Genomic DNA, 20,256 nt, shown 5'->3' with positions numbered 1-20,256 from the left:
GTTTCCTCACTCGCTGGCAGTCTTGGCCTCGGCGGCGAGCAGCGCCGCTTCGAGCTCGACCAGGCGGGTCGTGACCATGACGTGAGTGCGCACGTACACCGAACTACCGGCACCCTTCATGAGGTCGGAGGCGGCGATCAGGGTGAGGTTGTAGGCCTCGTTCAGGGCGGCTCCGTCCTTGTCACGGCGCGCCTTGAACAGGTGCGCCGCAGCCTCACGGACGAGCTGGGCCACGTCGGAGTCGTACTCCTCAAGGGCGTTGGCGGAGGCCGGCACGTCGAACAGGTTGCGGTTGATGTTGCGCATGGACTGGATGTCGTTCATCACTGTGGGGCTCCAGACAGAAGGGGGCGGCCCGCTGGGGGCCGCCCCGGGATGGACGGGTCAGGCTGCGACGGCGACCGGCTGGGTCGCCGCCTCGACCTCGGCGTCGTCCTCCTCCGGCTCTGCCGGGCTCTCGGGCTCCACGTCGGCGGCCGGGGTGACCTCGGTCTCCGCGTCGACGTCGGCGGCCGGGGCGGCCTCCGGCTCCGTGGCGGGCTCGGCCTGTGTCTCCGCGTCGGCGTCGCCCGCAGCCGGGTCCACCTGAGCGAGTACGGCGTCGGCCTCGGCCACCAGGTCGGGCGCTGCGGCGGCGGGGTTGACCATGATCTCGCTGGCGTCGGCGTGCGCCTTCGCCTGACGGAGTTGGAACCGGGCCTTCTGTACGACGTCCGCCACCCGGTCCATCTGCTCAAGCCGCTTGCCGACCTCCCCCGCCAGGGCGCGGGCCAGCTCCATGGGGTCCGCCTTGCCGATGCTGTCCAGCAGCGCCCACATCCCCTCGATGGCGTCGAGGTCGCTCTTGGTCTTGGCCTGCGCGCGACTCCGTTCGGCCTTCTCCTCGGGGGTCATCTCGTCGATGTCGACCATGGAGTCCTGCTGGGCCGCCTTCTCCTGCTTGCGTATGGCGTAGGCGATGTGGACGAGCTGGTTGTCGTTCTTGTCGCCCTTCTTCCAGTCCTGGAAGACCGCCTTCTGGTTGTCCTTCGAGAGTGCGGCGATCTGGACAGCGGCCTGGGTACCGATGTGCCCAAGGTCGACGGCCGTTTGAATCTCCGGGCGCAGGGCGAGCAGGGCCAGGCGCTGGTTGACGAACGGGACCGACTTGGAGAACGTCTTCGCGACGCTGGCGGGCGTGGCTCCCTCCTTGTCATCCAGGACCTTCTTGAACCCGCGCGCTTCCTCCAGCGGGAGCATGTCCTCGCGGTTCAGGTTCTCGGCCATGGCCTTCTCGAAGGAATCCATGTCGCTGATCTCGGACTCACCGTCGGGCAGCAGGATCTTCGCCTCGATGGTGATTTTGTCCGCGAGTTCGCTGGCGCGGAAGCGGCGCTCGCCGACCACGAGCTCGTAGCCCTCCGCCACCTTCCGAACGACGATGGGCTGAAGGAGGCCGTGCTGCTTGATCGACGCGGCCAGCTCGTTCAGCGCGTCCTCGTCGAAGGACTTGCGGGGCTGGTTCGGGTTGCGGTGGATCTGACGCATCTTCAGGGTGGCGAACTTGTGCGACATTTCGATCTCCAAGAGGTCGGCGGGGGCTTCTCTCTTCCCCCTTCCTTGTGGTTCTATTCTATATGCATTCAGCGGAGGGGTCCACAATTTTCGATAAGTTTTTGCAGGTCAAACGTATGGAAGCGGACCCCCATTCGGGGCCCGCTTCCGGCTACTCGCGTAGATCAACTTGCAGCCGCGCCCGTCACGAACTCCACGTCACAGTCGACCCTCTTCAGGTCGACAATCGCCAGAGCACCTAACACGGCGAGTGCGGCCTCGTCGTCCAGGACAACGTTTTCCACTCCGCCCGACCCCTCCAGCCGGGCCAGCACTCGATCTAACTCGATCCCCACCCGTAGCCTCCCGGCATTACAGCGTTCCGCCCCCACGATGAGCCGCAGCAAACTTAGATCCCAACACAGGCGAGCTAGCGGCACACATCGAGACCCAATTGAGCGCCCGTCGCGATCTCGCACTCAAGGAGGTGATAGAGGGGTGGCAGCCCCGCATGCCGAGCACGCGCTTACTGCGCCCGAGATTATAGATCTTGCTGGGAGCGTTACCCATTGTCAACCAACATAGACATTGTGCTGTCTCACTGTGCACATACGCCCCACAGCGATACTGGGTGCGCACCACATCCGCCGCCCACCACCAGGTCGGGCTTGCCGCGTCACAAGGAGTAGCCAGCACCATGCCGCTCGGCCCGGACACCCCTCTCTCCAGCAAACTCGCCGTCCTGATCGGTAGAAAGCTGAGGGCGGACGGGAAGACCCTGAGCACGCGCGACATCGCTACCTGCACAGCCGAGCCCCCCGGCGGCAAGCCCGCGATGACCCACCAGGTCGTGAACGACCTCCTGAACGGAGTCAAAGCTAATCCGACGGTCTCTCAACTGATCGGCCTCGCAAGGGCGTTGGGCTCTCCGGTAGCTTACCTACTCCCCAGTTATAACGGACTGACATCTCTGTCGGTCTACGAGGATTACCCAGACGCGCGCGAGGCTCTTCGGCTCATCCACGACCTGGGCGACGGCGGAGCTGCGGAACTTCTCGAGGCTGCACGTGCAATCCGTCTACGACATGGACGCAGTGATCTCACGGTCCCGGAGGTGCCCGAACCTCTTCTACCTTTCCCGCAGCCTCCGCGGCCAGGCAGGCGGAGGCGTCTGAGCTTCACCGAAGCGGCTGAGCGCGCCGTCTCTGACCCAGAAGGGACCTGAACCAGGCGGGACGTTCAATCTTCGCCCTGTGCGCTGTGATCGGCCCGGTGGACACCGTTCTCTCCACTTAGGAACCTTGTGTCAGCGTGACCGAAGCGACCACCGCGTAGCCCGATTTACCCGCGCCGGGGCTATCGGCATCCGCACAGTGGGCATGGTCCTCGCCGGCCCGGCGGTAGCGGACGTGATCCAGTCTGCGACCGACATGAACAACGCCGCCGTCCTCAGCTGATGCTCGTCGACTGCACCTATAGCCATGAGGTGTTGAAGGCAGGCCGCTGCCGCTGTTTGTCAACATCACCGACGAGAGCACGGAGTTCACGACCGACTATGTCGTCGTGCTAGGTGTCACCGTCTACCTCTTGGTCTACCTGGGCCTGGGCTCCCTCTGGCCATTGCGGCACGAGGAAATCATCGCCCCGGTCCTGGCCGGCTCGCCGTACTCACTGATCACGGGACTGATGACCATGTCGATGGTGAGCAGATGGCTCACATCACGGGTGGCGGACTCAGCCACCTGACGTGTCTGACAGTTTTCGCCAGTGAAGTACGACTCGTCCCGGCTCGACTGTCCGGACACCTCGGGCGCTCGCGGCGAACACCTCGATCTTCTCCAAGAGGAGCAGCGTGATGGCTCGCTTCGACGCGGTGGGTGCAGTGTTCCACCACTTCACCAGGTCCTTGGCATGGCCGAGGGAGAAGTTCACCATCTGCTCGGCGTACCGAAGGCGCGGCCGGATGTCCTTGAGGTTGGCCGCGATCTCACGCTCCCCGGCTACCAGTGCCTCGCTGCTGATCTCACGGTTTCCATAGAGCCTGCCGAGTTCAGCCTGGCGTTCCTCAAGATCCTTGATCTCCCGCTTCAGGCTGTCAGCCTTCTTGCGCACGGCGTCTTGGGCCTTGACGATCTGGGAGCGGATGCGAGGCTTGAGGAGTTCTGCGGCGACGTACTCTCCGACGTAATCCTCCAACAGTTCGGCATCGATCCGGACCTCTCCGCAGCCGCCGATCCCCTTCTTGTCCTTCGGGCGACAGCGGTACCCAGGCGTGCCCACATTGGTACGGGCACCCCCGAGGTCGTGATTGCAAATGCCGCAGGTACTGCCTCCACCGGTCAGGAGATAGTCGTACGCTGGCTCTGCATCCTTCGTGCGGCGAGCCTGCTCCCGCGCCAGAAGGGCCTCGAACTCTTCGCGCGTGATGGCGCCAGGGTGGCCCGCGTCGACGAGTTCCCCGTCATCGTCGTAACGCAGTCCGGCAATCGCCGGATTGCGGAACAGGCGTCCAACCGACGCGTCCTTCCACTCTCCGCCGAGAGTCCCCCGGTAGCCCTCACCATTCGCCCATACGGCAACATCCTGGTTGGACTGACCGCTCAGCGCCCGGCTCACCATCTGGCGGGTCGCGTCCACTTCGTCATCACGTAGCCGACGACGTGAGGCGTCATCGAAACCGTAGAGCCGTGGCATGCGGTGGTCCGTTCTCGTCTCGTGCGCCCGTAGCCGCCTGATCCTAGGCCACGGCACATGTCCGAGCTATGGCCCAGCGAGACCGACAGACTCAGGGCTACGCGATCACTGCACCAGTGGCGTCACCCCGAGCACTTGCCACAGTGCAGCAGTGGGGACTCTCACCGTGCCACCCAGAGGGAGCGTCTGCACGGGGAAAGACCCCTCCTTGATCAAGTTATAAGCCTTGTGTGTGCCAATCCCCAGCGCCCGCGCAGCCGTCACAACGTTCACAGTCGGTGGCAGCGCGAGTAGTTCCTCCAGGGTCATCGAACTGATCCCGGCGTCCGTAGCTACAGATGCGTCCTTCGTTGTCATTCCCGTTGTCGCGTTCTCCCCCACGCCAACATGCCGTAAGGATACTCCAACACTGGAGTGTTGGGGCAAGATAGAGACTCGGTCGACATAGACCGGCACAGAAGTTCCACAAGTGAAGGCCACGAAGGGGGTATCCGTGTTCGACCCCAGCTACATGCGGCGTTGCGCCTGCCAGGAGCCCGTCATAGACGAGGACGGCAGACCGCAGAAGGATGCCAACGGCAAGCTGAAGATGCGCAAGATCGGCGCGAGCTGCCCGAAGCTCGAAGAGAAGGACCACGGTACCTGGCACCTGTATTTCGAGCTGGAGCCCGGCGAGGGCGGCAAGCGTCAGCGCGTCCGGCGCGGCGGGTTCGCCAAGAAGACGGACGCACAGCGGAAGGCGAAGGAACTGTACGACGCCGCCACCGCCGGCACCGACGTACTGTCCGACGAGACGTGCGGCGCCTTCTTCCTTCGCTGGATCAAGGCTAAGAAGTCCCTCGCACGCACCACTCGCCACGGCTATCAGGAGCACCTCGACAACTACCTCGTCCCACACCTGGGACACATCAAGCGACGCGACCTCAAGGTCCGCCACCTCGACCTCATGTACAACGCGATCGAGAGGGAGAACGCGGAGCGCATCCTCCACCGGCTCCGCGTGACGGAACTCCAGGAGGCTCGGGATGAGGCCCACCGGGCCTGGGTGAAGACCGCTGGCTACGCCAAGAGGGAAGAACGCCGCCCCTACCGGCAAGCCTTCCTGGAGGCCAACATGGCTCTACGCGAGGGCCGCAGGGGCCTGCGAAAGGTCACCTCACCCGCAACCATGCACCGCGTCAACGACACCCTCAGCTCGGCGCTCACCTGGGGGATCAAGCGCGAGCAGGCATTCGCCAAGAACTGGTCGCAGCTCGTCGAGCTTCCGTCGGTCACACGGCCGAAGCCCATCGTCTGGACGCCAGAGCGCGTCGAACACTGGAAGCGCACCGGAGAGAAGCCCGGCCCGGTCATGGTCTGGACACCCAAGCTGACTGGGGAGTTCCTCGACTTCGTCAAGGACGACTGGCTCTACGAGCTGTGGCACTCGTTCATCTTCCTCGGCCCCCGGCGCGGCGAGATGGCCGCGGTGCCGTGGAGGGAGGTCAGCATCGACGCCCTCTGGCTCCGGATCTCCCAGCAGATCGTGGAAGTCGCCTACCAGCTATACGGCGAGACACCGAAGGCGGAGAGCGTCCGCACCGTGTCGCTGAGCCTGGAGTCCGCCGACAACCTGGTGAGCTTCCGCACGAAGCAGGAGCAGAAGCGCCAGGAGTGGGGAGCTGCCTACGTCGAGACCGGTCGCGTGTGGACGCACGAGAACGGTGAGGCGCTGCACCCTGACTGGATCTCCAGACGCTTCACCCGTCTCGTGGAGCTGTCCGGCCTGCCGCCGGTCCGTCTCCACGACCTTCGCCACCTGGCGGCCACGCTCTCCCTACTCGCGGGGAACGACATCAAGGTGGTCCAGGAGAAATTGGGACACTCCTCACGCCAGATCACCTCCGACACCTACACCAGCGTCCTGCCCGAGATGATGAGGGCCGAGGCCGAGTCGGTCATCTCCGTCGTCCCCCGCGAAGTCCCCTACAAGGTGCACACGCCGCTAGAGATCCCCGAGACGACCTGGCAGGGCGACCTCGCTGTCTTCTTCGCCCACGGCGCGCGCCAGGCGGGCGAGGACTGGTCCGTAGGCGCTCAGATCGGGCCCGACTCCGATCTGCTCGGCCTGGTCAGCCTCGCCGGCCGAGGCCAGGACGACGCCGCCAATGCCGCCGTGAAGTGGATGCGCGACCACTGCACGAGCAACGAACTAGAGCTGGTCCGGATCGAGAACTTCAACGACCAGTACCAGGGTGATCAGCGCCAGGAGTTCGCCCTCCTCCGCTTCACTATCGCCCGAACGGAGACTCCGAGCATCGCGGGGTGGGACACCTCGCACCCCGCTCCTCTCCGCCGCAACAACAGGCAGAGAAGGGCCCGTTCACGCGCCGCGTGACCCGCGTCCAGAATTTGTCCAGACGATCATGAAATCATGATCACGACGGGGTCGCCAGGACCCTCACACCCTCGCCCCGACCGGGAAAATGCCTGGTCAGAAGGTTTCTTCTCGCGTAGCGAGTGGTGGGGCGGGTGGGACTCGAACCCACGGCCGGCGGATTATGAGTCCGCTGCCGGAAACCTCGCTCGGTGTGCCGCAACGACCATGACGACGACGGAGATCAGGACGATGCCGGCACCGACGTAGAGCGGCGCGGTGTAGCCGAGGCCCGCGCTGATGGCCACGCCTCCGAGCCAGGCGCCGAGGGCGTTGCCGACGTTGGACGCGGACACGTTGGCGCTGGCTGCCAGCGCTGCCCCGTGGGCGTAGTCGGTGACGCGCGTGATCATCCCGGGGACGCCGGCGAAACCGAACACCCCCATCAGGAACACCAGGATGACCGAGGCGGAGGCGTTGGCGGCCAGCAGGCCGAACAGGGCCAAGGTGATCGTGAGGCCGAGCAGGGCCATGATCAGGGCGCGGTCACGGTCGTGGTCGGCCGCTCGTCCGCCGATCAGGTTGCCGACGACCAGGCCGACGCCGTACACCATCAGCAACCAGGCGACGTCCGACGGCGAGAAGCCGCCGACCTCGGTGAACGTGTAGGCGATGTAGCTGAACGCGCCGAACATCCCGCCATAGCCGAGCGCGGTGGCCGTCAGGGTCAGCCAGGCCTGCCAGGAGCGGAACGCGCGGAACTGATCCCGCAGGCCTATGGGCGGTACGGGAGCTGAGTGGACCTGCGCTGTCGGCGGCCGTCGTGTCTCTCCCGCGCTGTCCGGGACGAGCGCCGCGATGCCCCCCAGCGCGAGTACGCCGATTCCGGTGACCGCCCAGAAGGCGGCCCGCCAGCCCCAGCGCTCGCCGACCAGCGCACCGAAGGGCACGCCCAGCACGTTGGCGACCGTCAGCCCGGCGAACATGACCGCCACCGCGCGGGACTTCTTCTCCGGGGCGACCAGGCCGCGGGCGACCAGCGAGCCGATGCCGAAGAACGAACCGTGGCACAGCGCCGCGACGATCCGCCCGAGCAGCATCACCTGATAGCTCGGCGCGACGGCGGAGAGCAGGTTGCCGATGACGAACAGGGCCACCAGGCCGATCAGCACGCCTTTGCGGGGCAGTCGTGCCGTCGCCGCGGTCAGCGCGATCGCGCCGATGGCGACGCTCAACGCGTATCCGGAGATCAGCCAGCCCGCCGCCGCCTCGGACACCGCGAGACTCGACGCCACCTGCGGCAGCAGCCCGGCGATCAGGAACTCGGTCAGTCCGATGCCGAAGCCGCCAAGTGCCAGCGCGACCAGTCCACTCGGCGTCCGTTGCCGCGCAGGGTGCCCGCGTAGCGGTAACTCCGTGTCCCTGAGCCCGAATTCGGTCATGGGGCCACCCTCACCCGTACCGATGGGCCGGTCCATGGACAAAGATCGACGGCGTTTGGACGAAAGTGAACCGGCTCCTGGCACACGGTCGCGTTGTGCTCGACGGGCGGCTGTTGAACACTCGGCGGGGTGGATACGGAGCGCAACAAGACGGTCGTTCGCGAGTTCGACGAGCTGGGCAACGGCGGCGGCGATCTCGGTCGTCTGGATGCGCTGTGCACGCCCGACATGGTCAACCACGCATTGGCACCCGGCATGCCGACCGGGATCGAGGGCACGCGGCGGTTCCTGCTGCGGGCCCGCCGTGATCAACACCCGGCCCGTTGGGTGGAGTCGCACACGGTCGCGGAGGGCGACCTGGTCGTCCAGTTCGGCGTTCGAGAGCACGAGTGGCCCGGCGGAACGTTCCGCGGGTTCGACGTACCGAGCGGGACCTTCCGCAGAGACGTCGCCTTCGCCTACCGGCTGGTCGACGGACGGATCGCCGAACGCTGGGCGGTACGCGACGACTTGGCGATGCTGCAACAGCTCGGCGCGCTGGAGCCTCCGCCGAACTGAGCGCCGGTCACCGAGAGGTGGTGTCGTCACCGGCCGCTGCGGGCCGGTGACGACAACGTGCTCAGGGCTTTTACTGGTCGACGGTCCCGGAGGCGGCGACCACGACCTTGCCCGCAGGCGAGCCCGAGCGGGAGCCGAGGGACTCGATCTTCTTGACCAGGTCCGAACCCTCGACGACCTCGCCGAAGACGACGTGCTTGCCGTCCAGCCAGGGCGTGACGACGGTGGTGACGAAGAACTGCGAGCCGTTGGTGCCGGGGCCCGCGTTCGCCATCGACAACAGGAACGGGCGGTCGTGGCGGAGCTTGAAGTTCTCGTCGGCGAACTCGCCGCCCCAGATGCTCTTGCCACCGGTGCCGTTGCCGTTGGTGAAGTCGCCGCCCTGCAGCATGAAGTCGGGGATGACCCGGTGGAAGGGCGAGCCCGCGTAGCCGTAGCCGTGCTGGCCGGTGGCCAGCTCACGGAAGTTCTGGGCGGTCTTCGGGACTACGTCGTCGAAGAGCCGGAACACGATGCGGCCCGCGGCCTCGCCGTTGATGGTGATGTCGAAGTAGACGTTACTCATGCGGCCCATCCTGTCATCCCCCGGTCACACCGGCAGCGCCGCCCACGCCCACCAGCCACTACTCCCCCGCCGACGTCCCCGCGGCCAGCCCCTCCAGCGGGTTGGCCAGGGTCCGTTCCGCCCAGTCCTCGGCGACCAGCTCCGCCGCCGCGCACCGCGGCTTCCGCCCGGCCTGGTCCCGGAAGAGACGGACGAAGGACGCGGCGAACCCCAGGCGGGGGTACGCCGTGACGAGCGCCTCGGCGAAGGCGGGCTCGAACGCGTCCAGCCCCGTCCCGGAGACATCGGCGCTGGTCCCCACCTGCAGCAGACGGCTCTCCGGGTCCCGCTCCGGATCCACGTCGTCCCGCATGTGCAGCACGATGAGTTCGCCCGCCCGGTCCCGCCGCTCGACCGGCCAGCCCAGGCCCGCCGCGAAGACCCGAGCCAGATGACCGCCCGCGTCCTCGAAGGGGAGCGTGTGGCTGTCGAAGGGCGCGGTGAGCGCGAGGTCGTGCAACATCGCCGAGACGAACACCAGCTCACGGTCGAAGTCGAGGCCACGGTCCTGCGCCCAGGCCGCTCCGAAGAAGTACGACCGCAGGGAGTGGTGGTAGAGCGCCGGGTCGGCGTACTCCGCGCACACCTCAAGCGCCGCCTCCGCTGCCCGCCCCGAGGGGGCCCGCACACCCGCAACTTCGATCACCATCGCCCGCCTCCCGTTGCTTCCGATCGGGACCGATGGCGATCGTAGTTGTTGGTTACGTGCCCGGCTCGGGTCAGAGTGACGGGCCGTGGGTCCAGGCACCGGCGAGCATCGTGGCGTGCACCGGCATCTCCCGCAGTGTCCGGGCGTCCGCGGTCAGCGGGTCGGCGTCGGTCACCACGAGGTCCGCACGGTCGCCGACCCGGATCAGCCGTCGTCCCTGGGACGAACCGGCGAGGGCGTCCGCCACCGGTATCCGCTGTTCCGGATGCCATGGCGGGCGCTCGTCGGCGGTCCAGGTCACGGCGGAGGCGATGGTGAGCCAGGGGTCGAGTGCCGCGACGGGGGCGTCGGAGCCCAGCTCCAGGACGGCGTCGGCGGCGAGCAGGTCGGCGAAGGCGTAGGCCCGGTGGGTGCGGCCCGGCCAGTGCCGGTCGGCGACATCCCGGTCGTCGACCGCGTGGGTGGGCTGGATGCTCACGGTGACGCCCAGTTCGGCGAAGCGCGGGATGTCCTCGGGGGCGAGCAGCTGGCCGTGCTCGATCCGGCCGTGGCAGCGCACCGCTTCGAAGGCGTCGAGGGCCATCCCGTTGGCGCGGTCCCCGACCGCGTGCACGGCGGGTGTGATCCCGTGGGAGGAAGCCTGGCGCAGCAGGGACACCAGCTCCGACGGGGACAGCCGCTCCAGCCCGTGGGAGCCGGGGTCACCGGGGAGCGCGCCCGGGTAGGCCTCATGGCAGAGCGCGGTACGGGTGTTGAGAGAGCCGTCCGTCAGCAGCTTGAACGGCCCGACCTCCAGCAGTCCGCCAGGTGTGTCCAGGGTCTGGCCGGTGCGGAACCCGCCGCTGATCGCCGCCTCCAGGTGCGGTGGCCAGATGGAGGCCGCCACCCGGAGCGGCACCGCGGCGCCGTTCATGCGGCGGGTCCAGTCCGCGATGTTGTCGGCGTACTCGAAGTCGACGATGCCGGTGATCCCGCGCGCCGCGGCGGCGACGCAGGCTTCCTGCACCCATTGGTCCGTCAACTCCACCGAGGCGGTGGGGAGTTTGGCCATGGCCTGGATGCACTCGTCCTCCCGCAGCAGGCCGGTGGGGTGGTCACCGCGCTCCACCAGGGCGAGTCCGGCCGAGTTGAGCCAGGCGGAGTGCAGGTCCATGCTGATCAACAGGGCGGGGCGGTCGGGGACTTGGGCGTCCAGCAGGTCCTTGTGGGGTACGTCCGGCCACAGTCCGTCGCGGAAGCCGTGACCGATCATCGGCTCACCGGGCGCCAGGGCGGCGGCTCGCCGGCCGGCCGCGTCGGCGGCCTCCCGCGCCGAACCGGCCCCGGATACGTCGAGCCGGCGGCGCAGGCCCGCCCACTGGACCATGTGCACGTGCGAGTCCCACAGGCCCGGCAGCAGAGTGCGGCCGTCGAGGTCGTGGCTCCGCCCGTCGGTGTGCGGTGACTCGCCCGCCGGGTGGACGGCCGAGACGAGACCGGCCTCGATACGGACATCGCTCAGCGGGCCGCCCGCGCCGAGGTGGACACGGCGCAAGGTGAGGGGCCCGGCCGTGGCCGAAGGGGTGCCGGGCGTTGCGGGGGTCGGGGTGATTGCGGCGGTCACGGCTTCCTCCGGATGTCGCGCATGGCGCGGGCGAGTTCGGGACTGGCGTACGGGCCGCCGGATTCGAGGGCTTCGGCGAGACGGAGGACGACCTCCTCGCGCTCGTCCTGGCTGAGCTTCGCCTTCGCCGTCACCCTCGATGCGGGCAACCGGAATCCGGTGACGGCGGCGGCGATCCGGTGGGCATAGCTCTCCACCCGGGCCAGCCGCCAGGGCTCAGGAAGTCGGTCCTCGAAGTGATCGACGGTGGCGGACAGCACGTCGTAGGTGTCCGACGGGTCCAGGAGTTCGGGGCGGCCGTGGACGTGCAGGACCGTGAAGTTCCAGGTGGGAACATGGGGTGTCTCCCCGTACCAACTCGGCGAGATGTAGCCGTGCGGCCCCTGGAGCATGACCACGACCTCGTGGGAGCCGAGTTCGTGCTTCGCCGCGTCGGTGCGGGCGAGGTGGCCGCGGAGTACGAGATCCGAATCCCCTTCGCACTCCTGCGAGTTGTCCACCAGGACCGGCAGGTGGGAGACGATCAGGCCACGGTCGGGAGTGTGACTGATCAGGGTCGCCCAGGGATGGGCTCTCGCGAGATCACGGATCCACCCGGGGTCGTCGACCCGGAAGACCTCCTGCTGGAGCATGTGCTGAGTTCCGTCCTGTCAGTTCTCGGGGAAGTGGCAGGACACCTGCCGTCGTCCGACGCTCAACGGTTCGCTCGGCAAGGGCCGTTGGTCCGCGCAGATCTCCTGACTCTTCCAGCAGCGCGTGTGGAACGCGCAGCCCGCAGGCGGCCGGGACGGGCTGGGCGGGTCGCCCTGCAGCACGATGCGGCCGGTGGCGCCCCGACGGTGCGGGTCCGGATCGGGGACGGCCGAGAGCAGCGCCCGCGTATAGGGATGCGCGGGGCGGGAGTAGACGGTGTCGCGGTCGCCGTGTTCGACGATCCGCCCCAGGTACATGACGGCGACCTCGTCGGCGACGTGCCGCACCACCGCCAGGTCGTGCGCGATGAAGACGTACGACAGCCCGAACTCCCGCTGCAACTCCTTGAGGAGATTGATCACCTGGGCCTGCACGGACACGTCGAGCGCCGAGACCGGCTCGTCGCAGACCAGGATCTTCGGGCGGAGGGCGAGGGCCCGGGCGATGCCGAGGCGCTGGCGTTGCCCGCCGGAGAACTGGTGGGGGTGGCGGTGTGCGTGCCCCGGGTCGAGTCCGACCATCTCCAGCAACTCGCGGGCGCGGGTTGCCCGTTCGCGTTTCGGCATCAGGTCGCGGTGGATGTCGAGCGGTTCGCGGACGATCTCCAGCGCCGTCATCCGGGGGTCGAGCGAGGTGTACGGGTCCTGCATGACCAGTTGGATGTCACGCCTGCGGCGGCGCAGTTCGGCCGACGGCAGAGCGAGCAGGTTCCGGCCCTCGACCAGCACGGTGCCGGAGGTCGGGCGGTCCAGGGCCATCAGGAGCCGGGCGAGGGTCGACTTGCCGCATCCGGACTCCCCCACCAGGCCGAGGGTCGAGCCCCGGCTCAGGGTGAGGTCGACGCCGTCGACGGCCTTGACGGGGTCCCGGCGCCGGCCACCCATCGGCAGGCCGCCGGCTTTGAAGTGCTTGACCAGGCCGCGGACTTCGAGCAGCAGGGGGTCATCAGGCACCGGAGACCTCCAGCGGATAGTGGCAGGCGACGAGCCGTGCGGGCGGGTTGGGAAGGACCGGCAGCAGCATGGGCGGCTGTGTCGCGCAGCGGTCGCGGGAGTCCGTGCAGCGGGGGTGGAAGGGGCAACCGGAGGGCAACGCGCCGGGGCCGGGCGGGCTGCCCGGGATGGGGGTGAGGTCGTCGAGGTCGCCGTCGAGTCGGGGTACGGCGGCCAGCAGCCCTCGGGTGTAGGGGTGCGCGGGCCGGTCGTACAGCTCCTCGAACGGTGCCTGCTCCAGAATGCGTCCGGCGTACATGATGGCGATCCGGTCGGCGGTGCCCGCGGCGAGTCCCAGGTCGTGGGTGATGAGGAGCAGGGCGGAGCCGGTCTCCTCGCGGAGTTCGGCGAGGAGTTCCATGATCTGCGCCTGCACGGTGACGTCCAGGGCGGTGGTGGGTTCGTCGGCGATGAGGACGTCGGGGCGGAGCGCCACCGCCATGGCGATCATGATGCGTTGGCGCATGCCGCCGGAGAACTGGTGCGGGTAGTCGCGGTAGCGGCTGGCCGGGTCGGGGATGCGGACCCGGGCCATCAGGTCGACGGCCCGGGCGCGTGCCTCGCGGCGGCCGACCTTCTCGTGGGCCCGGATGGTCTCGGCGATCTGGAAGCCCACGGAGAAGGTGGGGTTGAGGGCGGACAGGGCGTCCTGGAAGATCATCGCGATGCGCTTTCCGCGCCGGGCACGGAGTTGGTCGGGGGGCAGCGTCAGCAGGTCCGTGCCCTGGTGGCGGGCGCTGCCGCCGACGCGGGCGGTGGTCGCCGGGAGCAGTCCCATGACGGCCATCGCAGAGATGCTCTTGCCGGACCCGGACTCGCCGATGAGCGCGACGGTCTCCTCCTTGTGGAGGGTGAACGAGACGCCGTGGACGACGCGGTGGACGGACCCCCCGTCGCCGCCCCGGGACAGCAGGTCGACGGTCAGGTCCTTGACGTCCAGGAGCGGTACGGGATCCAACTGCTCTGCCGGATCCGGGGTGTTCGCGTGCATGACGGTCACCGGCCTCTCGGATCCAGGGCGTCGCGGACGATGTCGCCGAAGGTGATGAGGACGAAGACGGTGAAACACAGGAACAGCCCGGGGAAGATCAGCAGGTGCGGGTGGGTCTGGAAGGAGTTCTGGGCCCCGGCCAGCTGAAGTCCCCAGGAAATGGACGGGGGTTGCAGCCCGACCCCGAGGAAGGTCAGCGCGGACTCGGCGACGATCACACCGCCGACGGTGATGGAGGCGAGGACGAGAACCGGCGTGAGGGCGTTGGGCAGAACGTGCCGCACGACGATGTGCCACTGACTCGCGCCGAGACTGCGGGACATCACCACGTAGTCGGCCTCACGCACCGAGCGGACCGACGCCCGCACCACCCGGGTCATGGTGGGCCATCCGAACAGTGCCAGGACGCCGGCCACGGTCGGCACGTCACGGGTGGTGACGCTGTTGAGGACGACGATCGCGCCGAGCAGGAACGGGAAGCCGAGGAAGACGTCGGTGATCCGGGCGATCACACTGTCCACCACGCGTCCGGCCATCCCGGCCAGACAGCCCAGGACCAGCGCGACGGCCAGGCCGCAACCGGTGGCGAGCAGGCCGACGCCGAGCGAGGCACCGGCTCCGTGGATGACGTTGGCGTACAGGTCGCAGCCCTGGACGTCGTATCCGAAGGGGTGGCCCGGGGCCGGTCCCTCGGCGCTGTGTCCGAGGTCGCAGACGGTCGGGTTCCCGTGGCCGAACCAGCCCGCGAAGAGCCCCGGCGCGGCGGCGACCAGGAGCAGCAGCAGGACACAACCGCCGGTGAGGAGGAAGAGGGGCCTGCGGCGAAGTGTGCGCCATCTCGCGCCCGACGCGGCATCGAGGGCCGGTCCCGAGGTGGAGGCGGGTGCGGTGCCGTCCGGCGGCGCGATCGCGGTGTCAGTCATGGCGGATCCTCGGGTCCAGGAGGCTGTTGAGGAGGTCGACCAGGACGCTCGCGGCCAGGAAGATCAGGATCAGGGCGGTCGACACCCCCACCACCGTCGGCCCGGCGTGGGCGCGGATGGCCTGGAAGAGCAGTTGGCCGATACCGGGGAGGTTGAAGACGCCCTCGATGATCACGGTGCCGCCGAGCAGGTAGCCGAGGTCGATGGCGAGGTAGGTGACCGCCGGGACGAGGGAGTTGCGCAGTACGTGGATCCCGACCACCCGGCGTTGGCTGAGTCCCTTGGCCACGGCGGTACGGGCGTAGTCGGCCCGCAGGTTCTCGATCACCTCGGCCCTGACCAGCCGGGAGACCGACGCGAGCCCGAAGGCCGCGACGCACAGTGCCGGCAGCAGATAGCTGGTCGGCCAGCCGTCTGCGTTCCCGGCGACCGGGAACAGCCCCAGCTTCACGCCGAGAACGACCTGGGCGGTGTACGCCAGCACGAACACCGGCACCGAGGTGGCCCCGATGGTGAAGGCGAGGACCGTGCGGTCCGTCCAGGTGCCTCGGCGCAGCCCCGCGAGAACTCCGAGCCCGATGCCGACGACGGCCTCGATCCCCCAGGCGGTGAGAGCCAGCTTCAGGGTGACCGGCCAGCGATCGGCCATCTGCTCAGCCACGGAACGCCCGTTGAAGTCGGTGCCGAGGTCGCCGTGCAGCAGCCCGGCCAGGTAGTGGCCGTACTGGGACAGCAACGGCTCGTCCAGGTGGTGCTGTTCGCGCAGCGCCCGCACCACGCTGGGCGCCAGGGGTCGGTCGCCGGCGAGTGCGGCCACGGGGTCTCCGGGCAGCACGTATGTCATCGCGTAGATGACCAGGCTGATACCGAAGAAGACGACCAGAGCCTCCAGGAGACGGCGTATCAGGTATCTCATCCAGGGTCCCCGGTGCTCTGCTCAGAGCCGCCGGCTCGGGCGTGGTCGGCGGCGGCCAGCAGGGCGGCGTACTGGATGCCGGCCAGGGTGGAGATCGGGATGGGGTCGCCGGTGGCGGGGTCGGCCGCGCGCTCCCATGTCTCGTAGGTCTTCAGCAACTCCCGGTGGCGGCGGCGTACTTCGGGGGTGGCCGTGCCGGCGACCACCTCGGCGTGCAGGGCGCGCAGCAGCATGCCGCCGAAGCGGATGCGGAAGCTGTGCACGCTGGCGGCGCAGTCGTAGCGCTCGGAGACCGTGGCCGGCCGGTCGGGCAGGTCGTCGGCACGGGTCGACTCCATCGTGGCCAGTTCGGCGAGCGACGGGACGAAGTCGCGGACCGCGCGCAGGAAGGGGGACGGGATGTTCAGGTGCGGGTTCGCCGCGTCGAGGATGCCCCCGAGGAACGACCCGGTCTCGGCCAGGGCCCGTGCCCGGCGCCGGACCACGTCGGCGTACCGCTCCTCGGTGGGTGTGTCGTCGTCCGCGTCCGGGTGGCTCCAGTGCGGGACCTCGGTGACGAAGTAGAACGTGCCATAGCGCTCGGTGTACGCGGCGCTCGACGAGCCCGAGATCCTGGTGGCGGCGTCTACGCCGAGCCCTTCGAGGTAGTCGTAGGCGTCCTTCATGTCGATGCAGCCGTAGACGGCCGGGGCGTACAGCGGGACGTGGGCCGCTTCCGGCTCTCCGGTCGCCAGCGGGATGCCGAGCGAGGCGGGGATGTCGGCCAGGACGCCGTACAGCTCGGGGGCCGGGCGGTTCATGTAGTAATAGACGCCGCCCGCCTCGCAGTTGTGCAGGGTGGTCAGGAAGCGTGGGCGGGTGGCGTCCAACAGCCGCATCAGCGCGAGGGTTTCGGGCAGGACGCGGTCGAACCATGCCTTCTTGTAGGCGAACGGGAAGGTCCACTCGACCTGTTGGTCGCCGGCCGGGCGGTAGAAGTAGCGTCCGTAGTTCTGCTTGTCGGTGGGGGTGGCGAACCAGCCCTCGTTGAGCCGGGCTCCGTCCGGGTCGATGCAGGGCACGATGTGCCACGCTCCGGCGAAGTGCGCCCGTAGTTCCGGGTCCTCGCACAGTGCGGTGGCGAGGTGCAGGGTGGTGACCGCGCCGACTGGCTCGTTGGGGTGCACCCCGCCGACGACGACGTATCCCCCCTCGTCCTCGGCGGCGAGGCCGTCGCTCACGGTGAAGGAGTACAGGGGTTCACCGAGGGTGGAGGTGCCGATCCGGCGCTCGGTCACGAGGCCGGGGTGGGCATCGGCCAACTCCCTGAAGAGGGACAGGAGTTCATCCACCGCGGGATAGGCGTGGGTCTCGGGAACGGTCCCCGCGTGCTGCACCCAGGTGGCTGGTTCGACCGGGGTGGAGAAGGCGGGCTGCTCGGACGTCGCGGCTGTCATACGGGTGCGGGTCTCCGGGGTGCGTGGACTGAGGGGTACGGGCATGCGGGTGCGAGAGGGCTGTCAGCCGGCGGCTGCTATCTGGGTCAGTTCGACGTCGGCCGGGCCCACGGTCACCCCGCTCACCCGGTCGGTGGCGGCGTAGATGTAGCTGCCGTAGAAGAGCGGGATCACCGGGAAGTCCTGGAGGATTCGCTTCTGGACGTCGTTGTAGAGGCGTTGGGCCGCGGCGGCGTCGGTCTCGCTGTCGGCCTGGCGGAGCAGGGTGTCGACGGCGGCGGCGCTGTAGTTGCTGCACACACAGCCGCCCGCCTTGGTGAAGATGCCGCGCAGGGTGTTCTGCATGCTCGGGTACAGGGCGCCCCAGTGGGCGTGCGACAGCCCGGTGACCTTCTTGCCGATCACCTTCTCGCTGAACTCCGCCCAGTCGGCGGTGGGTTGGGCCGTGACCTTGTCGATGCCCAGGTTCTGCCTGATCTGGTTGGCGACCGCCTTGTACAGCTCGTCGAGGCCAAGTCCTCCGGGATAGGTGATCGTCAGCTCGCCGGACCAGCCACCCGCCTCGGCGAGCAGCTTCTTCGCCTCGGTCGGGTCGTACGTACAGGCGTCACAGAGGTCGGTCTCCGCGCCCACCTCCGAGGGCGGGGTGAGTGAGGTGGCCGGGGTGTAAAGGCCGCCGTAGATCGCCTTGTTGACGGCGGAGCGGTCGATCGCCATGGACAGCGCCTTGCGCAGCCGCACGTCCTGGAACCGCTTGTCGAACAGGGGCAGGCCCATGAACTCCAGTGACGGAGCCTCGTAGGTGAACACCCGGTCCCCGAAGTCGGCCTTGACCTGGCCGTACTTGCTGACCGGCACGCCGATGACGTCGGTGTTGCCCGCGAGCGCGTCGGTGTAGGCGGTGTTGAGGTCGGTGTAGCTCTTGAAGGTGATGGCGGAGGACTTCGGCTTGGTGCCCTTGTACGCCGCGTAGTCGGAGACGGTCGTGCCCTTGTCGGCCGTCCAGGCGGAGGTCATCTTGAAGGGGCCGTTGCCGATCGGCTTCTTGTCGTAGGCCGCGGGGTTTGTGAAGGCGGCCTTCGGCATCGGGTAGAAACCGGTCTGGTTCGGGGTGAGTTGGAGCGGGAACTGGCTGTCCGGGCTGGTGAGGGTGACCTTCAGGGTCGTGGCGTCGACGACCTGCACGCCGGAGAGGGTCTTGGTCTTCGGGGTGCCCTTGGCCGGGTTGAGCGCGGCGTAGCCCTCGATGCCGGCGAGCTGGCCGTTGGCGGCCCAGCCGTTGGGGCCGTAGGCGGTCGCGTTCCAGGCGTCGGCGTAGCTCTGGGCGGTCACCGCTTCGCCGTTGTGGAACGTCCAGCCCGAACGGAGCTTGATCGTCCAGTGCTTGGCGTCGGCAGAGGTCACCGACCGCGCCTGGACATAGCTGACCTTGCCCTGCTGATCGACCTTGACCAGGGGAGCGAAGAGGACGCGCAGTTGGTCCCAGCCGACGGTGCTGCGGCCCGGGGTGAGATGGTCGGGCTCGCCGACGGCGACCGAGAATCCGCCGTCCTTGGCCGAGCCGCTGCCGCCCTGGGTGCCGCCGGAGCAGCCCGCGAGGGCGAGTACGAGGGCCAGCGATAGGCTCGCCGACGCCGTGAACATGGGTGATCTGGGCAAGACGACTCCATGGGAGAGCAGGTCGCGCCACCGTCCGGCCCTGTTGGAGGGGGCTGGGCGGTCAGGTGCTCACCGGGGGCGCGTACCGGGATACTGGTCGTCGGTGAGATGTCATGTCAATGCAAAGCTACGAAACTTTTAGCATGAGATGAATGTTTACACGGAGGAATCAATGGCCGGCGACACTCCAGCCAGCACCGCGCGCGACACACACGACGGTACGCACGGCACGGTCGGCGCCGCCGAGCCTCGCGGGAGTGCGGGCGGGTGGAGCCGGGAGTCGTTCGTGGAGGAGATCGGGCTGGTCTGGGAGGGGGCCGGCAGCAGCCGGATGGACGGCCGCGTCATCGCCTACCTGCTCATCACGGACGTCCCGTACGTCTCCTCGGCGGAGCTGGCCCGCGCCCTGCAGGTCAGTGCGGGTTCCGTCTCGCTGTCGACGCGCCGCCTGGTCGAGGCGGGGTTCATCAGGCGGCACGCCGTACCGGGCGAGCGCAGCCACTACTTCCGCGTCGACGACGACGTGTGGGGCAGCTTCCTGGCCGGTGAACGCCGACATCTGGACCGGCAGGAGCAACTCGCCACACAGGCCATCTCACTGCTCGGGCCCGAGGAGCAGGCGCCTCGCCGCCGTCTCACCAACATGCGCGACTACATGCAGTGGGTCCGCAACAGCCACCACGACCTGCTGACGCAGTGGCAGAAGTTCCGCTCCCAGGGGCCGGAGGAGCAGGACGACACGGCGGCCGTCGAACCGAAGGCCGCGACGCCCGCCGCCGACGAGGAGATGCACGGCCGCCTCTCCGCCACGCTGAACCCGGCCCTGGCCCGGCGTCTCGTACCGGACGCGCTGTGGGCCACCGTCGAACCCCTCCTCCCCGCCGGCTCCGCGAACCAACGCGCGGCCTTCGCCGCCGTCGTCTACGTCCTCACCTCCGGCTGCGGCTGGCAGCAGCTCCCCGCCCAGTTCGGGATCTCGCACTCCACCGCGCACCGGCGCTTCACGGCCTGGAGCAAGGCGGACCTCTGGCAGCGCTGGCTCGACGCGGTGACCGAGGCGGACGGCGATGCCGCGGACCTCGCGTGGTGCGCGGTCGTCGTCGAGACGGCGGCGAGCCGTCAGCCCGGCAGCGGAGGCTGAACGCTCGCCCACATCACGTCACCTCAAGGATGGAATCGCCACCGGCCCTCGGACACGACATCCACC

At 68.5% G+C, this 20,256-nt stretch carries 20 protein-coding genes (1 of these 20 only partly in view); 5 read left to right on the top strand and 15 right to left on the bottom strand.

Annotated features, from left to right (window positions below; genetic code table 11):
- Positions 1-6: 6 nt before the first annotated feature.
- Both M2283_RS06680 and M2283_RS06675 read right to left on the bottom strand, forming a co-directional pair.
- Positions 7-324, bottom strand: coding sequence for a hypothetical protein (locus M2283_RS06680; protein ID WP_280875135.1), 318 nt, complete (start codon positions 322-324; stop codon positions 7-9).
- Between the two features lie 60 nt (positions 325-384).
- Positions 385-1,554 carry a ParB/RepB/Spo0J family partition protein gene (locus tag M2283_RS06675; RefSeq protein WP_280875134.1) on the bottom strand — a complete coding sequence of 390 codons (1,170 nt, stop codon included), beginning with the start codon at positions 1,552-1,554 and terminating at the stop codon, positions 385-387.
- Positions 1,555-2,230: 676 nt separating this feature from the next.
- Here M2283_RS06675 and M2283_RS06670 point away from each other — a divergent pair.
- Together M2283_RS06670 and M2283_RS06665 are read left to right on the top strand one after the other, a co-directional pair.
- Complete coding sequence (locus M2283_RS06670; protein WP_280875132.1) at positions 2,231-2,758, top strand: hypothetical protein; 528 nt, start codon at positions 2,231-2,233, stop codon at positions 2,756-2,758.
- A gap of 338 nt (positions 2,759-3,096) precedes the next feature.
- Positions 3,097-3,279 carry a hypothetical protein gene (locus tag M2283_RS06665; RefSeq protein WP_280875130.1) on the top strand — a complete coding sequence of 61 codons (183 nt, stop codon included), beginning with the start codon at positions 3,097-3,099 and terminating at the stop codon, positions 3,277-3,279.
- Here M2283_RS06665 and M2283_RS06660 read toward each other — a convergent pair.
- Entirely contained in the window at positions 3,268-4,227 is a 960-nt protein-coding gene (locus M2283_RS06660) for a recombinase family protein (RefSeq protein WP_280875129.1), read from the bottom strand. The genes M2283_RS06665 and M2283_RS06660 overlap by 12 nt on opposite strands.
- A 493-nt stretch (positions 4,228-4,720) precedes the next feature.
- Here M2283_RS06660 and M2283_RS06655 point away from each other — a divergent pair, with 493 nt between their 5' ends.
- The gene (locus M2283_RS06655) at positions 4,721-6,604 is read left to right on the top strand and encodes a tyrosine-type recombinase/integrase (RefSeq protein WP_280875127.1); all 1,884 of its coding nucleotides are present in this window, start codon (positions 4,721-4,723) and stop codon (positions 6,602-6,604) included.
- A gap of 161 nt (positions 6,605-6,765) precedes the next feature.
- On the opposite strand, the gene M2283_RS06650 is transcribed toward M2283_RS06655, so the two are convergent.
- Positions 6,766-8,025, bottom strand: a complete 1,260-nt coding sequence (locus M2283_RS06650; protein WP_280875126.1) for an MFS transporter — start codon at positions 8,023-8,025, stop codon at positions 6,766-6,768.
- Between the two features lie 129 nt (positions 8,026-8,154).
- Here M2283_RS06650 and M2283_RS06645 point away from each other — a divergent pair, with 129 nt between their 5' ends.
- Entirely contained in the window at positions 8,155-8,583 is a 429-nt protein-coding gene (locus tag M2283_RS06645) for an ester cyclase (protein WP_280875125.1), read from the top strand.
- A gap of 70 nt (positions 8,584-8,653) precedes the next feature.
- On the opposite strand, the gene M2283_RS06640 is transcribed toward M2283_RS06645, so the two are convergent.
- The 10 genes from M2283_RS06640 to M2283_RS06595 all read right to left on the bottom strand — a co-directional run bounded on the left by M2283_RS06640 (position 8,654) and on the right by M2283_RS06595 (position 19,049).
- Positions 8,654-9,157 (bottom strand): peptidylprolyl isomerase, encoded by a 504-nt coding sequence (locus M2283_RS06640; protein ID WP_280875124.1) that lies wholly within the window; start codon positions 9,155-9,157, stop codon positions 8,654-8,656.
- A gap of 49 nt (positions 9,158-9,206) precedes the next feature.
- On the bottom strand, positions 9,207-9,836 hold the full coding sequence (locus tag M2283_RS06635; RefSeq protein ID WP_280875123.1) for an HD domain-containing protein: 630 nt from the start codon (positions 9,834-9,836) through the stop codon (positions 9,207-9,209).
- 70 nt (positions 9,837-9,906) lie between these two features.
- Positions 9,907-11,439: an amidohydrolase gene (locus M2283_RS06630; protein WP_280875121.1), complete on the bottom strand. Its 1,533-nt coding sequence runs from the start codon at positions 11,437-11,439 to the stop codon at positions 9,907-9,909.
- Positions 11,436-12,071, bottom strand: a complete 636-nt coding sequence (locus M2283_RS06625; RefSeq protein WP_280875119.1) for an FMN-binding negative transcriptional regulator — start codon at positions 12,069-12,071, stop codon at positions 11,436-11,438. The genes M2283_RS06630 and M2283_RS06625 overlap by 4 nt, the downstream gene beginning before the upstream one ends.
- A gap of 18 nt (positions 12,072-12,089) precedes the next feature.
- A complete protein-coding gene (locus M2283_RS06620) occupies positions 12,090-13,085 on the bottom strand; it encodes an ABC transporter ATP-binding protein (protein ID WP_280875117.1) in 996 nt (331 codons plus the stop codon).
- Complete coding sequence (locus M2283_RS06615) at positions 13,078-14,115, bottom strand: ABC transporter ATP-binding protein (RefSeq protein ID WP_280875116.1); 1,038 nt, start codon at positions 14,113-14,115, stop codon at positions 13,078-13,080. Before M2283_RS06615 ends, M2283_RS06620 begins: the two co-directional genes overlap by 8 nt.
- 5 nt (positions 14,116-14,120) lie before the next feature.
- On the bottom strand, positions 14,121-15,038 hold the full coding sequence (locus M2283_RS06610; protein WP_280875115.1) for an ABC transporter permease: 918 nt from the start codon (positions 15,036-15,038) through the stop codon (positions 14,121-14,123).
- Positions 15,031-15,954: an ABC transporter permease gene (locus M2283_RS06605; RefSeq protein WP_280875114.1), complete on the bottom strand. Its 924-nt coding sequence runs from the start codon at positions 15,952-15,954 to the stop codon at positions 15,031-15,033. The genes M2283_RS06610 and M2283_RS06605 overlap by 8 nt, the downstream gene beginning before the upstream one ends.
- On the bottom strand, positions 15,951-17,390 hold the full coding sequence (locus tag M2283_RS06600; protein WP_280875112.1) for a M14 family zinc carboxypeptidase: 1,440 nt from the start codon (positions 17,388-17,390) through the stop codon (positions 15,951-15,953). Before M2283_RS06600 ends, M2283_RS06605 begins: the two co-directional genes overlap by 4 nt.
- Before the next feature lie 63 nt (positions 17,391-17,453).
- Positions 17,454-19,049: a peptide ABC transporter substrate-binding protein gene (locus tag M2283_RS06595; protein ID WP_280875111.1), complete on the bottom strand. Its 1,596-nt coding sequence runs from the start codon at positions 19,047-19,049 to the stop codon at positions 17,454-17,456.
- A gap of 172 nt (positions 19,050-19,221) precedes the next feature.
- Here M2283_RS06595 and M2283_RS06590 point away from each other — a divergent pair, with 172 nt between their 5' ends.
- Positions 19,222-20,190, top strand: coding sequence for a transposase (locus M2283_RS06590; RefSeq protein ID WP_280875110.1), 969 nt, complete (start codon positions 19,222-19,224; stop codon positions 20,188-20,190).
- Between the two features lie 23 nt (positions 20,191-20,213).
- On the opposite strand, the gene M2283_RS06585 is transcribed toward M2283_RS06590, so the two are convergent.
- Positions 20,214-20,256, bottom strand: partial view of a Type 1 glutamine amidotransferase-like domain-containing protein gene (locus tag M2283_RS06585; RefSeq protein ID WP_280875108.1) — the final stretch only. Its footprint extends 626 nt past the window's final position; only the last 43 of its 669 coding nucleotides appear in the window; its start codon lies off the right edge, out of view — the gene reads right to left on this strand; its stop codon occupies positions 20,214-20,216.

Origin of the sequence: Streptomyces pseudovenezuelae (genome assembly GCF_029892565.1) — a bacterium.
GTDB classification, from domain to species: domain Bacteria; phylum Actinomycetota; class Actinomycetes; order Streptomycetales; family Streptomycetaceae; genus Streptomyces; species Streptomyces pseudovenezuelae_A.
This window is presented reverse-complemented; position numbering and strand designations above follow the sequence as displayed.

Coding starts and splice junctions, on each gene's coding strand:
- M2283_RS06680 (WP_280875135.1), bottom strand. CDS start 324: ATGAACGACATCCAGTCCATGCGCAACATCAACCGCAACCTGTTCGAC.
- M2283_RS06675 (WP_280875134.1), bottom strand. CDS start 1,554: ATGTCGCACAAGTTCGCCACCCTGAAGATGCGTCAGATCCACCGCAAC.
- M2283_RS06670 (WP_280875132.1), top strand. CDS start 2,231: ATGCCGCTCGGCCCGGACACCCCTCTCTCCAGCAAACTCGCCGTCCTG.
- M2283_RS06660 (WP_280875129.1), bottom strand. CDS start 4,227: ATGCCACGGCTCTACGGTTTCGATGACGCCTCACGTCGTCGGCTACGT.
- M2283_RS06650 (WP_280875126.1), bottom strand. CDS start 8,025: ATGACCGAATTCGGGCTCAGGGACACGGAGTTACCGCTACGCGGGCAC.
- M2283_RS06640 (WP_280875124.1), bottom strand. CDS start 9,157: ATGGGCCGCATGAGTAACGTCTACTTCGACATCACCATCAACGGCGAG.
- M2283_RS06635 (WP_280875123.1), bottom strand. CDS start 9,836: ATGGTGATCGAAGTTGCGGGTGTGCGGGCCCCCTCGGGGCGGGCAGCG.
- M2283_RS06625 (WP_280875119.1), bottom strand. CDS start 12,071: ATGCTCCAGCAGGAGGTCTTCCGGGTCGACGACCCCGGGTGGATCCGT.
- M2283_RS06615 (WP_280875116.1), bottom strand. CDS start 14,115: ATGCACGCGAACACCCCGGATCCGGCAGAGCAGTTGGATCCCGTACCG.
- M2283_RS06610 (WP_280875115.1), bottom strand. CDS start 15,038: ATGACTGACACCGCGATCGCGCCGCCGGACGGCACCGCACCCGCCTCC.
- M2283_RS06605 (WP_280875114.1), bottom strand. CDS start 15,954: ATGAGATACCTGATACGCCGTCTCCTGGAGGCTCTGGTCGTCTTCTTC.
- M2283_RS06600 (WP_280875112.1), bottom strand. CDS start 17,390: ATGACAGCCGCGACGTCCGAGCAGCCCGCCTTCTCCACCCCGGTCGAA.
- M2283_RS06590 (WP_280875110.1), top strand. CDS start 19,222: ATGGCCGGCGACACTCCAGCCAGCACCGCGCGCGACACACACGACGGT.